General features: G+C 61.8%; 13 protein-coding genes and 1 tRNA gene. 11 read left to right on the forward strand and 3 right to left on the reverse strand.

What is annotated here, in order from left to right; genetic code table 11:
• Nucleotides 1–43 precede the first annotated feature (43 nt).
• The 10 genes from C5L13_RS01160 to C5L13_RS01205 all read left to right on the forward strand — a co-directional run bounded on the left by C5L13_RS01160 (nucleotide 44) and on the right by C5L13_RS01205 (nucleotide 6044).
• Nucleotides 44–886, forward strand: a complete 843-nt coding sequence (locus C5L13_RS01160; protein ID WP_105381430.1) for an oxidoreductase — start codon at nucleotides 44–46, stop codon at nucleotides 884–886.
• A gap of 89 nt (nucleotides 887–975) precedes the next feature.
• On the forward strand, nucleotides 976–1407 hold the full coding sequence (locus tag C5L13_RS01165) for a DUF2948 family protein (protein WP_105381431.1): 432 nt from the start codon (nucleotides 976–978) through the stop codon (nucleotides 1405–1407).
• A 55-nt stretch (nucleotides 1408–1462) separates the two neighbouring features.
• Nucleotides 1463–2761, forward strand: a complete 1299-nt coding sequence (gene hisD, locus C5L13_RS01170; protein WP_105381432.1) for a histidinol dehydrogenase — start codon at nucleotides 1463–1465, stop codon at nucleotides 2759–2761.
• A gap of 2 nt (nucleotides 2762–2763) precedes the next feature.
• Entirely contained in the window at nucleotides 2764–3237 is a 474-nt protein-coding gene (locus C5L13_RS01175; protein WP_105381433.1) for a UPF0262 family protein, read from the forward strand.
• 2 nt (nucleotides 3238–3239) lie between these two features.
• Nucleotides 3240–3719, forward strand: a complete 480-nt coding sequence (locus tag C5L13_RS01180; protein WP_105381434.1) for an arsenate-mycothiol transferase ArsC — start codon at nucleotides 3240–3242, stop codon at nucleotides 3717–3719.
• A gap of 131 nt (nucleotides 3720–3850) precedes the next feature.
• The gene (gene infA / locus C5L13_RS01185; protein WP_004435948.1) at nucleotides 3851–4069 is read left to right on the forward strand and encodes a translation initiation factor IF-1; all 219 of its coding nucleotides are present in this window, start codon (nucleotides 3851–3853) and stop codon (nucleotides 4067–4069) included.
• A gap of 25 nt (nucleotides 4070–4094) precedes the next feature.
• Nucleotides 4095–4715 carry a Maf-like protein gene (locus C5L13_RS01190; protein WP_105381435.1) on the forward strand — a complete coding sequence of 207 codons (621 nt, stop codon included), beginning with the start codon at nucleotides 4095–4097 and terminating at the stop codon, nucleotides 4713–4715.
• Nucleotides 4716–4779: 64 nt separating this feature from the next.
• Nucleotides 4780–4995 carry a DNA gyrase inhibitor YacG gene (gene yacG, locus C5L13_RS01195; protein WP_105381436.1) on the forward strand — a complete coding sequence of 72 codons (216 nt, stop codon included), beginning with the start codon at nucleotides 4780–4782 and terminating at the stop codon, nucleotides 4993–4995.
• Nucleotides 4996–5290: 295 nt separating this feature from the next.
• Nucleotides 5291–5366 (forward strand) — tRNA-Phe (locus C5L13_RS01200).
• Between the two features lie 111 nt (nucleotides 5367–5477).
• Complete coding sequence (locus C5L13_RS01205; protein ID WP_105381437.1) at nucleotides 5478–6044, forward strand: DNA-3-methyladenine glycosylase; 567 nt, start codon at nucleotides 5478–5480, stop codon at nucleotides 6042–6044.
• Between the two features lie 7 nt (nucleotides 6045–6051).
• Here C5L13_RS01205 and C5L13_RS01210 read toward each other — a convergent pair whose 3' ends face one another.
• The 3 genes from C5L13_RS01210 to bcsN are packed head-to-tail and all read right to left on the reverse strand — an operon-like array spanning nucleotide 6052 to nucleotide 11520.
• A complete protein-coding gene (locus C5L13_RS01210) occupies nucleotides 6052–8448 on the reverse strand; it encodes a cellulose biosynthesis cyclic di-GMP-binding regulatory protein BcsB (protein WP_105381438.1) in 2397 nt (798 codons plus the stop codon).
• 9 nt (nucleotides 8449–8457) lie between these two features.
• A complete protein-coding gene (locus C5L13_RS01215; RefSeq protein WP_105381439.1) occupies nucleotides 8458–10464 on the reverse strand; it encodes a glycosyltransferase in 2007 nt (668 codons plus the stop codon).
• A 57-nt stretch (nucleotides 10465–10521) separates the two neighbouring features.
• On the reverse strand, nucleotides 10522–11520 hold the full coding sequence (bcsN, locus tag C5L13_RS01220; protein ID WP_105381440.1) for a cellulose biosynthesis protein BcsN: 999 nt from the start codon (nucleotides 11518–11520) through the stop codon (nucleotides 10522–10524).
• A gap of 269 nt (nucleotides 11521–11789) precedes the next feature.
• Between bcsN and C5L13_RS01225 the strand changes: the two genes are divergently transcribed.
• A complete protein-coding gene (locus C5L13_RS01225; protein ID WP_105381441.1) occupies nucleotides 11790–14045 on the forward strand; it encodes a cellulose synthase in 2256 nt (751 codons plus the stop codon).
• Nucleotides 14046–14354: the final 309 nt, after the last annotated feature.

Below are 14354 nucleotides of genomic sequence, written 5' to 3' on the forward strand. Positions count from 1 at the left end.
TCCCGCCTCATCATCTTGATCCGGCATATCGCGGAGATTCCTCATGGCTGAAGCTTCCAATCCCGTCTGGTTCATCACCGGCTGTTCCACCGGCTTCGGCCGCGAACTGGCCAAGCTTACGCTCGATCGCGGCTGGCCGACGGTCGTGACCGCCCGCGACAAAGCAAGGGTCGCCGATCTCGCCGATGGCAGGGACAACGTCCTGGCGCTCGATCTGGACGTGACCAACAGCGGCCAGGTCCACGCTGCCGCGAAAGCGGCGGAAGAGAGATTCGGCCGCATAGACGTGCTGGTGAACAATGCCGGCTATGGCTATCAGGCGGCGATCGAGGAGGGCGAGGAGGACGAAATCCGCGCCATGTTCGACGCAAACGTCTTCGGCCTTTTCGCCATGACGCGGGCGGTGTTGCCGGGCATGCGCGCCCGCCGCAGCGGGCACATCATCAACATCACGTCGATGGCCGGCTTCATGGGCCTGCCGGGCTCCGGCTATTACGCAGCGACCAAGCACGCCGTCGAAGGGTTCTCCGATAGCCTGCGCCTGGAGGTCGCGCCGCTCGGTATCAAGGTGATCGGCGTCGAGCCCGGTCCCTTCCGTACCGACTGGGCGGGCCGTTCGCTGAAGCAGACGCCCAGCCGCATCGCCGACTATGCCGAGACGGCAGGCGCGCGCATGAGTTCTACCGCCGGGTATAGCGGAAAGCAGCCCGGTGACCCGGTCCGCGCCGGCGAGGCGATGATCGCAGCAACGCAAGCCGACGAGGCGCCGCGTCATCTGGTGCTGGGCGCGATTGCCTATGGCGCGGTCACCGACAAGCTGAAGGAGCGGCTTGGCCAGATCGACGATTGGAAGAAAACCAGCCTTTCAGCGGATTTTCCCGCCTAGCCTGGAGTTGCGTCCGAGCTCTCGGCATCCTATTTCGGTTTTAGGAACAATGGCGCGGGTCCGCGTCTCAGGATGGATAGTCGAAGGCGATGACCGAACTCAAATTGCTGGCCCTGGATACGGATGATCTGGGGATTATTTCCGCTCACATGCAAGATGCGGTATTCAAGGTGGGCGACGTCCGCTGGTCGCCTTCCGAAAAGAACTTTTCGTTGGCTGCCAACCGGTTCGTCTGGGAAGAGGCCGGCAAGAAACGGAAGGGCTTCGAGCGTCGTCGCGCCGGCCTCGTCTTCAAGCGTGTGGAAGCGGTCCGCTCGAGCGGCATCGACCGGAACAAGAAGGACGACGTGCTGTCGCTGCTTGCTGTGACCTTCACGCAAAGGGGCGATGGTCCGGAAGGAACGGTGGAACTTGTCCTCTCCGGCAAGGCCACGATTGCGCTCGATGTCGAATGCATCGAAGTTGCTCTTGCGGATGTCGGCGGCGCGTGGGAAACGGCATCGAGGCCCCGACATCCCTGACCCGGGACCGCCCCGACCGTGATAGAACGTCATCTTGAGTTGAAGGAATATCCGCTTGGCAATCTGGCTGGAGCAGGCATCGCAGGATTTTGAGGCGAAGTTTTCCGCCTTTCTCTCCACCAAGCGCGAGGTGTCGGAAGATGTCAATGCCGTGGTTCGCGCCATCATCGACGATGTGCGCGCCCGGGGCGATGCCGCGCTCATCGATTACTCCGCCCGTTTCGAGGGCATAGACCTTGCCAAAACGGGTATCCGGGTAAGCAAAGCGGATATCGACGCCGCTTTTGCCGAGACCGATCCAAAGGTTTTGGACGCGTTGAAATTCGCAGCCGAGCGGATCGAGAAGCATCACGCGCGGCAGATGCCGAAAGACGACATTTATGAGGACGCGATCGGCGTCGGCCTTGGCTCGCGTTGGACGGCGATCGAAGCGGTCGGTTTATACGTGCCCGGCGGCACGGCAAGCTATCCGAGTTCGGTACTGATGAATGCCGTCCCCGCAAGGGTTGCCGGCGTGCCGCGTGTCGTCATGGTCGTTCCGGCGAGCGGCGGCAAAGTCAATCCGGCGGTGCTGGCGGCAGCCCGCATTGCCGGCGTGACGGAAATCTACCGGATCGGGGGCGCTCAGGCTGTGGCCGCCCTTGCCTATGGAACGGAAACCATTGCACCGGTCGCCAAGATCGTCGGGCCGGGAAATGCCTATGTGGCCGCCGCCAAGCGGCAGGTCTTCGGAACTGTAGGCATCGACATGATCGCCGGTCCCTCGGAAGTCCTCGTCATTGCCGACAAGGAAAACGATCCGGACTGGCTCGCCGCCGATCTGCTCGCTCAGGCCGAGCACGACGCGGGCGCCCAGTCCATCCTTGTCACGAATGATCGCGAGCTCGGTCAGGCAGTGGAAGCGGCCGTCGAGCGCCAGCTGAAGACGCTTTCGCGCTCCGCAACCGCTGCTGCGAGCTGGCGTGATTTCGGTGCCGTCATCCTCGTGCCGGACCTCCAAGCCTCCCTGCCGCTCGCCAACCGGATCGCGGCCGAACATCTGGAACTGGCGGTCGCCGATCCGGAAGCGCTGATGCCGGGCATCCGCAATGCGGGCGCGATCTTCATCGGCCGTCATACGCCGGAGGTCATCGGCGACTATGTCGGCGGTTCCAACCACGTGCTGCCGACCGCCCGTTCGGCCCGCTTCTCTTCGGGCCTGTCCGTGCTCGACTTCGTCAAGCGGACCTCGATCCTGCGCCTTGGCCCGGACCAGTTGCGTCAATTGGCACCTGCGGCGATCACGCTTGCCCATTCCGAGGGGCTTGATGCCCATGCCCGTTCCGTCGCCATCCGCTTGAATGACGGAGGGTGAGGATGGGTCAGGGGGACTTTCGGCTCTCCGATGTCGAACTCGACGCCTCGATCGGGCGATCGACCCCTGATGTCGAGCACGAACGGGCAGTCGCGATCTTCGATCTCGTCGAAGAAAATTCGTTCGAGCCCATCGGTCATGCCGGCGGCCCCTACAGGCTCAAGCTCTCGCTGGTGGATTCCAAGCTGGTGCTCGGCATCGCTACCGAAGCTGGCGAGGACGTCGCCACGCATATCCTCTCGCTGACGCCCTTCCGGCGGATCATCAAGGACTACTTCATGATCTGCGAAAGCTATTACGAGGCGATCCGCTCCTCGACGCCGAGCCGGATCGAGGCGATCGACATGGGCCGCCGCGGTATTCACAACGAGGGCTCCCAGACGCTGATGGACCGCTTGGACGGCAAGATCCGCGTCGATTTCGACACCGCCCGGCGGCTCTTTACCCTGGTCTGCGTTCTCTATTGGCGCGGCTGAGCATGGCAACCGCGCCCACGCCCGAACCGAAAAGCAAGCGGCCAGGCGCCATCCTTTTCATGTGCGGGTTCAACGTCATCCGCTCGCCGATGGCGGAAGCCATTGCAAAACGGCTCCTGCCACACGATATCTACATCCAGTCCGCCGGTGTGCGCGCCGGCGAACGCGATCCTTTCGTGGATGCCGTGCTGGAAGAAGTCGGCCTGTCGATCGGTCGGCATCAACCCCGCACGCTCGATGAACTTGAAGACGATTTCTTCGACCTCATCGTCACGCTAACGCCGGAAGCCCATCATACAGCGCTGGAACTGACCCGTTCCAATGCTATCGATGTGGTTTATTGGCCGACCATGGACCCCACAGCAGCGACGGGAACTCGCGACCAGACGCTCGACGCCTATCGCGAGGTTCGCGACCATCTCTGGCGCCTGATCGAGCAGCGACTTTCGGGCCTGAACCGCCGTTCGGCCGAGACGGCCTGAAAGACATTGAGAATAGCTCTCAAGCGAGGTTCACAAAGCGGACATGATTGTGTAGTTTCCGCGCACATTTTCGGGCGGGCGGAAAAGTCTTCTCCCGCTCTCGATTCAAAAAACAGGAAGAAACCCTTTAGATGGCCAAAGAAGAAGTCCTTGAATTCCCGGGCGTCGTTACCGAACTGCTGCCGAATGCGACGTTTCGCGTGAAGCTTGAAAACGAGCATGAGATCATTGCCCACACAGCCGGTCGCATGCGCAAGAACCGCATCCGTGTCCTAGCGGGCGATAAGGTGCTTGTCGAAATGACGCCCTACGACCTCACCAAGGGCCGCATCACCTACCGCTTCAAGTAACTCACATCCTTTGCAGCGGGCACCCATGGCGCTGGAACAAAAGCTGATACTGGCCTCCGGGTCTCCGCGCCGTCTCGACCTCCTGAATCAGGCCGGTCTGGCGCCCGCACGGCTTATGCCGATGGATATCGACGAGACGCCGAAGAAGTCCGAACATCCCCGTTCGCTTGCCCGCCGGCTTTCAACAGAGAAGGCCGAGGCAGCGTTCGCGGCAGTGAACGGCGATCCCAACTGGCGGCACAGCTATATCCTCTCCGCCGATACGGTCGTCGCCGTCGGCCGCCGCATTCTGGAGAAGACGGAATATACGGAAGAGGCGTCGGCTGCCCTGCACCTGCTTTCCGGACGCGGCCACTGGGTCTATACCGGGATCTGCCTGGTGACGCCGGGTGGCCAGTTCCGCCAGAAGGTCGTGCAGACCAAGGTGCGCTTCAAGCGGCTGTCCACCCGCGAAATCGAGAACTATATCGCGTCCGGACAATGGCGCGGCAAGGCTGGTGCCTATGCGATCCAGGGGATTGCCGGCACCTTCGTTCAGAAGCTCGTCGGCTCCTACAGCAATGTCGTCGGATTGCCCCTTTATGAGGTGACGACCTTGCTCTCCGGCGAAGGTTTCGACGTGGCTGCGGTCTGGCCGGAAGCCTGAGAGACAGCCGGGGCCGCCTCCGCGGCCGTGGTCGTCTCCCTTGAAATGGAGTCCTCTGAAAACTATGGCATCCGAACCCATCAAGACCGGCGGCAAGGTCGAGCCGCTGAGAAAAACCAGACCTTGCCCCGAATGCGGAAAGGCCTCGTCGCGCGAACATTATCCGTTCTGCTCGGACCGATGCCGCACGCTCGACCTGTCGCGGTGGCTGACGGGCTCCTATGCCATTCCCGTGGCAGAAGACGAGACCAAGGCAGACGGTTCCGACGAGCGCGATTGAGCCGACCAGCAGGCTCGGTTTCAAGACCTTTCCCCGGTCCGAATTTGAGCGCGCCCGCACTTGAGGCCTGGCGTGTGTCTTCGTCTCTTTGATGAAACGGTTAACCCGGCTGACGTCACGGTAGGTGGGTGGCCGGGGTCCGTGCTGTTTTTATTGATGAAATCGGGAATTTCGCAAAGCTGTCAAAAAAGTGGGTTCTGGTGCTGGACATGGCCGAACAAGATGTTATAACCCCGCTCGCTTCCGGGGGAGTTACCCCCCGCCGGCCTTGGCCGGAAGGCCGAATGGCCTCGATGCCCGGATAGCTCAGTTGGTAGAGCAGCGGATTGAAAATCCGCGTGTCGGTGGTTCAAATCCGCCTCCGGGCACCATTATTTCCCGAAAATTCAGCAATTCATTTTGCTCTGGCGTCCGCCAGCGGCTGAAGACAAGTCGTCACGAGCGTTTTATCAATGTGCCGATAACGTGCGCGGGACATATCCTTGGATCAGCAGTTCTTCGATAGAAATTCGGTAGAGGTGGCGCGCGATCTGATCGGCGTCGAGCTCGATGTGTCGGGCCTTGGCGGGATCGTCGTCGAGACCGAGGCCTACGAGCCCGACGACCCTGCGTCTCACAGCTTTCGCGGCCCGACGCCGCGGAATTCGGTGATGTTCGGCGAGCCCGGCCACGCCTATGTCTACCGTTCCTACGGAATTCACTGGTGCCTGAACTTCGTATGCCGTCCCGGCAGCGCAGTGCTCGTCAGGGCGCTTCAACCGGTCAGGGGGCTCGCTGAAATGGAGATAAGACGCGGCAGGGCTGATCCCCTGCTGCTTTGCGCCGGACCTGGGCGGGTCTGCCAGGCGCTGGGGGTAACCATAGAGCACAACGGCCTGTCGCTGCTCGCCCCGCCGTTCGCCCTCACTCCTCCGCGGATATCGCCGCTGATCGTCACCGGACGGCGGATCGGCATTTCGCAGGCGGTCGACCAACCGTGGCGTTTCGGTCTTTCCGGCTCGCCGTATGTCAGCAAGAAGTTTACCGGCCAGGGCGTTCCGACCCCGTAGGAGCTGTTTACTTGTCGCGGCCGAGCAGGGTAAGCAGGCCGCCGGTCGCGAGCCCCAGCAGGACGCTGCCGGCTCCCAGAAGCAGCGCATAGGACATGATATTGTCCGAAAGCCAGTTTGCCGCGATCAGTCGGGCGTTTCCGAACGAGAATGGTTGCGTCGGAGTGAAGCGGAATTGGCTGACCGGCACCTCGCTCGGTTCCTTGTCCGCGCCTTCATAGACCGTAATGCGCCCCTTGAGCTTGTCCCACTCGGTGCGGGCTGAAAAATTCTTCATCCCTTCGGCCAGCAAATCCGTGTCGGGCGAGATGACCGCGGTCCAGGTCCCGAGTTCTGTCGGATCGCTTTGTTGAGCGATGATCAGCTGCGCGGTCGGCGGCGGCTTGTAGAATTCTTCGGTCGCAGGCGCGAAACGCAGCATTGCAACCGAAAGGTCGAAATTCTCCTTTGCCCATTCCGCGAGCGCCGAGAACTGCCGTGCAAAGAAATTCGTCCCGGCGCGCTGCTGCCAGTCCTGCAGCGACAGGGACGGATCGCCGGCGGGTCTCGAGGTGGAGCCCGACGGTGTCCAGCTATTGCGGCTCTCCTGGTCGATCTTCAACTGGGCAAGCACATTTGCCGGAAATTCCGAGATGGCGCCGACGAACAGGGCATTGACGCCGGATACCCGCGCCGCCGACGTGGTGACATCGACGGGGATGACGTATTGCGCTGCCTCGGCCATCTTGCCGAGGAAAGTCGCGGCCGCAGAGAGCGTCTGTTCGTCTATCCGCCCCAGAAACAGAGAAACAGGCGGCGGGCTTATCCGGTACGGGAATCCCGTGCCCGCGGTGGCTGCGAGGTTGGGCACCTGGGCGATGCGGGCGAAATTCGGCATATGAAACTGTGAACTGCCAAAGAGCGCGAAACGCGCCTTGGGATCGGCGGACGTACCTGGCGCGCAAACGGCATCCTGGCGGGTCAGGAGCGCCGCTTCGATATCGATCGTATTGACGCCGGGCCGGAAGTGCCGAAGCGTCATCTTGATCGGAAGATGCCTAAGCACGCCGCCTTTGTCGGAGGTGATAGGCACGGTCGAAGCGATGTTGCCGTTGACGAAGACGTCGATATGGCTGCCCGGTTGAACCTCCGACGTATAGGCGGCGTCGAGCAGGATGCGAGCTTCGCCATAGGCATTTGCATAGAAATCCGAAGGGACGCCGATCGTGAAGCGGGTACGGAAGAGGCGGCCCGAAAACTCCTGGCTCTGGATGCCGAGGCGCGTGAAGTCGATAGCGGCGTTGGAGTAGAGGAAGGGCGTGTCTATCCCGTGCCAGGATTGGGTGGCGAGCGTCTCCCGCCTTTGGGTCGCCGAACCGTTCGTGGAGGAAATCAGACTGTTGACCAGTCCTTCGATCGCCGGCCAGCCCGGGCCGGAAAGGACGAAGGTGGAAACGCCAGCCGTGCCGGGATAGTCGAAGAAGCCTGCCGCGGCGCTGTTTCTGTTCGAATCGGACAGTGCAGGCAGTATCGGTCTCAGCTCGTCATGGGTGCCGACGAAGATCGCGAGTTCTCCCGGCTGCGGCGGAGCGCCAGGCGTCTTCTCGAATGTGAAGGACTGGTTCGGCATGCCGCTCATCAGCGCGAGCCCCTGGGAGAGCCGCATCAGTACGTCCGTCGCACCCAATTGGTCGAGTGCAGGCACGATCAGCCGGAAGCGAGTATTGCCCTGGTTGTCGACGCCCACGGCGCGGATGTCGTCCAGGCGCGAGAAGCGGCCCGCATTTGGGGCATCGAAGGTCAGGAATGTCCGTTGCGGGTCGATATCCGTCCAGAGTTCGAACGTCGACTCGATCGTGCAGTCGGTACGATGGCGTTGGTCGGCGCGAAAACGAATGAGATTGGCGCCTGCCTTCAAGGTTCCAGCGGGAATGCCGATCACGCGGTCGCGAAAGCCCTCCGGGGAGGCGATCTGGTCGTTGTGGATAGGGGTGTCGTTGATGGTAATGGCCAGACGCGAGGCTTCCGGTGCCACGACGATGGAATTCTGGTAGCCAATATGAAGTTTGGCCGGAGCCGCCGCCTGATCCGGAGTGAGATAGATCGACCAGGAGCGTTGTTCACCTTCGCCGTGCAGCCGCAATGCCCTGTCGGGCACGAGATAGCGCCGTGCAGAAAGTTCCGATGGCGTGGAAGCTTGCCGGGCCGGGGCGGGTTGCCCGGCGGCAGGAGCACGCGCATCACCCCCGGCAGGCGGAACCGGGGAGGGGGAAAACGGCCGTGCGCCGGGAGTGGTGGCAGGCGGAGGGGCGGATGGCAGACGTTCCACCCCCCGTTCCTGGTTCATGTCAAAGGGAGTGGGGCTTTGGGCAGAGGCAATATCTGCCGCAGCAAGAAGAAGCACGAAGGCCAGGGCTCTCTTCATGACGTTCTCCTATTTTCGCGCGCTTGCGGCCATATCATTGGCGGTGTTGCGGAATAGGTAGGAAAGACCCCGCACCGTCTGATAAGCCGCAAGTCCCAGGAACCAGAGCGAGCCCATGATCAATCCCGGATTGCGCCGGCGCGATATCTGGAACTGCGTCCATTGTGTCGAGTTGGCGAAGATCAGGTCTGCGATAAGGCGGTGATCCGTGGATTTTTGCGGCATATAGCGGCAGCCGACCGACGTGACATCGCCAACAGTGTTGAAATGACGGATTTCCACCGGCAGCTCGCTGACAGGCATGTCGCTATAGGGCTGGAAGCGCAGTGTGCCAGCCTTTCCAACCGCAAAATCCTTGAAGCCTTCGGCATAGATCTGAAGGGCCGAACCCTGCGCTGAAACGTCCTCGATGGTGGCGGTGAACCAGCGGCCGTCGACACCCAGCTCACATCGCCGGCTCACCTTGACCCGCCGCGAAGCCTGACGTTCGCCCCGCTCGGACACGACGCCGAGCGCGCACCCGGCGAAAATGATGTTCAGCACGTTCCAGGCTCCGACCACCAGCGTCACATCGGCTTTGTAGGGTTCGGTATAGATGCGATAGACGCTGACGCCGAAGGCGACGAGCAGCACGAAGAAAATGACGAAGAAGGGGCGGCTGATCTCCGACAGGCGGCTGGCGGACACCGATTCGTCCTTGGCGGTGACCTTGAAAGTGGGCTTTCGCGGATTGAGGATGACCGACACGACAGCCGGCAGAAGATGCACGGTCTGCACATACTCATAGAGTTCGGAAATCCAGGGCCAGCGGTACGATCCGTAGAGATAGTTCTGCATCATCAGGTTCACGACGATATAGGCAAGCGAGTAGACCATGAATTCGCTGCCCGAGGACGTGAATATCTGCAGGTCGAAGAAGAGATAAAAGAGTGGCGCGAAGAGGAAGATGGTGCGCGGGAAGGGAAAGAGCCAGAAAAGCGTCGAGGACATGTAGCAAAGACGCTGCGGGATGGAGAGCCCGCGCTTCAGGGGCGGAAAGCGGAAGCGCAGGATTTGCATCATGCCTTGCGCCCAACGGCTGCGCTGGCCGATGAAACTCGCGAAGAACGCGGCGTTCCATTTGTCGAGACCCCGCTGGATGACGCCGTAGAACATCTCGTTCTCACTCGGCATTTTTTCGAACGTGCGCAAATTGCGCTCGATCGGGTCGGGGTTCAGGAAAAAGTGTGGTGTCTGGACGAGGAAGAGCTTCGGATCCTCGTCGAAATAGCCGACGGTTTCGAGCAGGAAATCGCGAGCGGGCGCATGGTCGGCGTCGAAGACGGCAATGAGCGCTCCCGTCGAATGCTGGAGCCCGTTGTTGAGATTGCCCGCCTTTGCATGCTCGTTGCGCTCGCGGGTCAGGTAGCGAACGCCGAGTTCGTCGCAAAGTTGCTGCAGCACCCGATAGCGTGTCTCTGCCGCATGGGCCTCGGCGACCTTGCCAGAGGTGCGCTTCTGCAGGGTGCCACCGTCGTCCAGCAGCCAGACCGTGAACTTATCCGGCGGGTAATCCATGTTGCGGGCGGCGGCGAGCGTATTGGCGAGCAGTTCTTCGTCCTCGTTGTAGGTCGGTACGAAGACATCGACAGTCGGCAGCTCTCGTCCGCGCCTTTCATAAGGCGGACGGGGCGGCAGTGGCATCGATACCACGAAAAGGCTGAGAGCCAGCATTAGCACGCTGTACATCTCGGCGAGATAAACCAGCAGGCCGGGGATGAAATTCTCGAGCTGGTTGACCGGCGGGAGCGTGCTCGTCGTGCGCCAATAGACGTAGCGGAACACCATCGCCGTACCGAAGGCGAGCGCAACAAGGCGCCACTGGCCCTCGGCTTTCAGAGCCCGGATCACCATCATCACTCCGACCACCAGCAGGCTGGTGATGAGTTGTGTGCGCGTATTGATCGGCAGGGTTACCAGGATGATGATCAGCGCGCTTGCGAGCGCCCAGACGACGGCAGACAAGATCATCCGCATGGGTGCTATCTCCAGCGGTCAAGGAAAACGGTCAGCAGTCGGCGTATCGCGAGCGGTTTATCGGCATGCATTGGGGGCTCCGCTCGTCATGTCGGCGCAGGAAGGTGATGGTACAGTTACCTGTCGCGCCTCCACGCCCGCGGAAGGCGAAGGCACGAGCGGCGCCTGGATGGTAGTTGCGGCAGGCGTGGAGGCATCGTTCGGCCGATTTCCCGCGGCGGCAGGACCTAGCACCGAAGCTGGAGCGATGGAGCCAGCCCGTCGAGGTGCAGGCTGCGCTTGGGGCACGGTAATTGATGCGGAGCTCGTGTAGACGGTCGTCCTTGGCGGGATGATCGGGACGATCGGCTCGGAGCTCGCCGGCCTGGGATAAATCGGCGCGCCGACGCCGCCGAGAGTGGACGGGACAGCCCTGGGCTCGCCATAGGGGTTCCAGCCGCCGGCATCTACGGAGCCCACAATCGTATAGTTGTACATCACCGCGAGAAGCCGTTCCTCAGTTCCGCCCGCCTGGCAAAGCCGGAGGCGGATCTGGATTGAACCGTAATTCGCAAGCGGCGAGATGGTTCCCGACGGCGATCGGATCTGCTGCCAGGCGTACATGCAGAGGTCGCTGCCGGGCCCACGTCCAAACGCGTAGCCGAAGGGACCGTAGTTGTTCTGGACAAAGAACGAGGCGCGGGTCATGCGGATGCCCGGCAGCGCGCGGCGCATTTCAGATGCGATGCCGCCCTCCGTGACCGGCGTGGAAGTCAACTTGTTGTCGCTGAGCTTGAAGGGGCTGGTCGTGCCGAAGAACTGCGCCCTGATTGAATTCTGGCCCGGTGTGAGGGCGGAAGTGGCAAGGAAAACGTCCTGTTCCACCGCATTGTCAAAGCGCCTTTCGACGACGCTCACGATCGCCGGCCCGCCAGGAGGGGGCAAAACCATGGCCTGTTCGCCGGAAACGTTGCGCGCAAACGTACCGATCTGCGTCGGCTGCCCTGCGCAGCCGGCAGCAAGGAGCGGCAGCAGGAAGCTCAGAATCGCCGCTCTCAGAGGGCCGAGGCCGGTCATTTTCTGTTTCCCATCAGTTGCTTTTCCGTCATGCCAAGCAATACCGTAGATAGCAGACGTGCATCGTCTGCCGGTCGCTCCAAGATGTCGAGGCGCGAAACCTCGTTTTCACGCATCGGTCTTCGAAGAGTCGACTCAGGCATTTGATGAGTTAAATCTAAATTGTTCGTTAACCATATCGGTTCATTCCTTTGGAATTATTGGCGTAGGGAGCCGAAGTTCGTCCGCATGAGGCGTAGACGGAGATTGTGGACGATCGCGGAGTGGCTATGCGGTTTTCGCTCATTGCATTGACGATCCTGGGCGCTGCCGTCGCGGGAGCCCTTGGTCTCAGTCGTCCCGTAATGGTCGATCCGGCTACCTTGACCAGTTCAGTGACGCCGAACCCGCAGCCGGGAAAAACGGCCGCACAGCCAGCGACTTTCGCCGCCAAGACGGAGCGGATCGTTGCCCAGCTCATCCAGCCGAAGCGCCCGGATGAGGCCGGGCGGGCTTCGTCTCCGGTTGTCGTCGCTCAGGCTCCGGCCGTTCCAATACCATCCGCCCCTCCTTCGGAACCGCCACTCTCTGCAAATCCTCAGGCAACGGAAGCGCAGCCGGAGGTCGATGAAAGCGCGCTCAGATATTTTGCCGCGCGGGGAGACAATGCCCGTCTGCAGGCTGAGATTTCCAGGCTGAGAACTCTCTATCCGGACTGGACCCCGCCTGCCGACCCTTTGGCGGCACGGGTCACGACCGACCGTCAGCTCGAGAATATGTGGCAGCTCTATGCTCAATCCCGCTACGCGGACGTGCGCAGGGCGATTTCCGACCGCCAGGCTGCGGAGCCCGAATGGCAGCCTCCGACCGACCTGCTGGATCGCCTGAAACTTGCCGAGGCGCGGGCTGGTCTGGTTACCGCATCGGATGCCGACAACTTCGAAGCGGTGATCCGCATTGCGGCTGAGAATTCAAGCCTGCTCACCTGCAGCGAGGTCGACGTGCTCTGGCGTGTCGCCGAAGCCTTCGCCAAGACCGAGAAGCCGGGCAGGGCGCGTGACGCCTATGTCTATATTCTCGATAACTGCGACAGCACCTCGGAACGTTATGCGACCGCGCAGAAGGCGAGCGAATTGCTGCCGGCGGACATGCTGGAAGAGGTGCTTGCAAAGGAGCGGACGCCATCGGATGGCAAGCCGGAATTCGAGCCGCTGCGCGACGAGATTGCCCGCCGCCTTGTCGCGCAGGGCAACGATGATGTGAAGCTGGTCGTACCCGAAAAATACGTCGCCCGTCTCGAGCGTAACGCAGAAGCCTCCGGCATGACGTCCGATGCGTTGCTGCTCGGCTGGTACTTCTATCGGCGCGACAACCTGGGCGGCGCGGAACGCTGGTTCCGGCGGGCCTTCACCAATGATGAGACGGCGTCCGCCGCGGAAGGGCTGGCTCTGACGCTGATCGCCCAGAAATCGCCGATAGAGGCTGAAGTCGTGCTCTATCGCTGGCGCGATTCCTCACCCGGGGCCAAAGAGGCCTATCTCGCAGCCGTTGCCAATCTGCTGGCGCTCGATCCGGCTCCTGTGCTGCAGCAGGAGGTCCTGCAGCGCATGGCGCCGGTTGTTATCGCCTCCCGCAATCCGGCTGCCGCCCAGCAGTTCGGCTGGTATGCCCGTGCGATGCGGCAAATCGAAACGGCCGCCGAGTGGTTTCAGGCAGCACTCTCCTGGAAGCCGGATGATGAGCCATCGGCTTATGGTCTGGCGTTGACGCGCAACGACCTTGGCGACAAGGCCGGCGTTGCGCAAATCCAACGCAACTGGGCTGGACGTTCGGAGCGCATAGCAAGACTGGGCGAGGTCGCCGAACCGGACGGATCGGAGCGGCAGCCACCGGCCGGCCGGAGCGCTCGGGAGCAATCTTCGGCTTCGGACGAAAGCCTTTCACAGGATGCCTCCAGAACTGCGCGGACGGACATTCGTGAAGTGCGTGCTGAGACGCCTGCGCCGCGCAGGGCCGCTCGTGTTCAGGCCACGACCCGGAGAGGGCAATGCTGGACAACACAGGATCCGCGACGGATGCCTCCGGAAGCTGCACTGGCGAGAGGCTGGTGCCTGATGGACCTCAACCGTCCTCTGGAGGCGGCCAAAGCCTTCGATGCGGCCGACGCGAGTTCGTCGGAGGTGGTGCGCTCCGACGCAGCCTATGGCAAGAGCCTCGCATATCTGCGTGCCGGCCTGACCGACCAGGCATCCGTCGCCGCCGCTGATGCTCCGCAGACGAACGCACGGGCAGTTGAACTGCAGAGCTCCATTCTGGCGGATCGTGCGCTCAACGCCTTCAAGCTCGGGCGCTACCGCGAGGCACTGATCGTGCTTGATCAGCGGGCGCAGATTGTCCCCGAACAGACGGATCTGATGGCGTTGCGCGCCTATGCCCATTTGAACCTTGGCAGGCTCGGTGACGCCCGCCGTATTTTCCAGGCCCTCGCCGATATGGGCAACAAGGCCGGCTTGCGCGGACTGGCCGATATGGAAGGCATGAATTGACGAAGAAGGGGCTCGCAGGTGCATTTTGCGAGAGGCGCGCGTCATGCGGGTATTGTGTCTCTTATTGAGCTAAAACGGGTGCTCTTCTGCCCCTATTAACCTTCAGGCAAGGAATTAACCATACAAATTGGAAACCACGGCGAAATGGGATGACTGCGGTCTCCCACCAGGCATGAAGCCGCAAAGCCGTACCGGTGACAATCCGGTATCCGCTCATGAAAATCCAGGAAAGCCTGCGGTGGCCGCGTTGCCCATGCCCGCCGGATATTGATCCGTGCCGGCAAGCATCTCCGATTCATCTCTGGCGCC

This window comes from Neorhizobium alkalisoli (genome assembly GCF_002968635.1).
Classification (GTDB): Bacteria; Pseudomonadota; Alphaproteobacteria; order Rhizobiales; family Rhizobiaceae; genus Neorhizobium; species Neorhizobium alkalisoli.

Bases quoted from the DNA above. Each gene is read 5' to 3' on its own strand.
- yacG (WP_105381436.1), top strand. From the start codon at position 4,780: ATGGCATCCGAACCCATCAAGACCGGCGGCAAGGTCGAGCCGCTGAGA.
- infA (WP_004435948.1), top strand. From the start codon at position 3,851: ATGGCCAAAGAAGAAGTCCTTGAATTCCCGGGCGTCGTTACCGAACTG.
- C5L13_RS01190 (WP_105381435.1), top strand. From the start codon at position 4,095: ATGGCGCTGGAACAAAAGCTGATACTGGCCTCCGGGTCTCCGCGCCGT.
- bcsN (WP_105381440.1), bottom strand. From the start codon at position 11,520: ATGACCGGCCTCGGCCCTCTGAGAGCGGCGATTCTGAGCTTCCTGCTG.
- C5L13_RS01180 (WP_105381434.1), top strand. From the start codon at position 3,240: ATGGCAACCGCGCCCACGCCCGAACCGAAAAGCAAGCGGCCAGGCGCC.
- C5L13_RS01175 (WP_105381433.1), top strand. From the start codon at position 2,764: ATGGGTCAGGGGGACTTTCGGCTCTCCGATGTCGAACTCGACGCCTCG.
- C5L13_RS01225 (WP_105381441.1), top strand. From the start codon at position 11,790: ATGCGGTTTTCGCTCATTGCATTGACGATCCTGGGCGCTGCCGTCGCG.
- C5L13_RS01165 (WP_105381431.1), top strand. From the start codon at position 976: ATGACCGAACTCAAATTGCTGGCCCTGGATACGGATGATCTGGGGATT.
- C5L13_RS01210 (WP_105381438.1), bottom strand. From the start codon at position 8,448: ATGAAGAGAGCCCTGGCCTTCGTGCTTCTTCTTGCTGCGGCAGATATT.
- C5L13_RS01215 (WP_105381439.1), bottom strand. From the start codon at position 10,464: ATGCGGATGATCTTGTCTGCCGTCGTCTGGGCGCTCGCAAGCGCGCTG.
- C5L13_RS01160 (WP_105381430.1), top strand. From the start codon at position 44: ATGGCTGAAGCTTCCAATCCCGTCTGGTTCATCACCGGCTGTTCCACC.